Origin of the sequence: Streptomyces beijiangensis (assembly GCF_017315755.1) — a bacterium.
Classification (GTDB): Bacteria; Actinomycetota; Actinomycetes; order Streptomycetales; family Streptomycetaceae; genus Streptomyces; species Streptomyces beijiangensis.
In genome coordinates, this window is sequence record NZ_JAFLRJ010001159.1 from 1 (window position 1) to 219 (window position 219).

The 219-nt window shown below is 76.3% G+C and carries 1 protein-coding gene; it reads left to right on the forward strand.

The genetic code is table 11. The features are described from left to right. A partial coding sequence (locus J0695_RS40980; RefSeq protein WP_277990114.1) for a nitronate monooxygenase occupies positions 1 to 219 on the forward strand: 219 nt, incomplete at both ends.

Genomic DNA, 219 nt, shown 5'->3' on the forward strand with positions numbered 1-219 from the left:
TCCACGGAATTGACGGAACTGCCGGGCGTGCGGCACCCGATCGTGCTGGCACCGATGGGCGGTGCGGCCGGGGGCGCGCTGGCCGCGGCCGTCTCCGGGGCCGGCGGCCTCGGGCTGCTGGGCGGTGGGTACGGGGACCGGGAGTGGCTGGAGCGCGAGTTGCCGATCGTCGCGGCGGGCACCGACCGACCGTGGGGTGTCGGTTTCCTGACCTGGGCG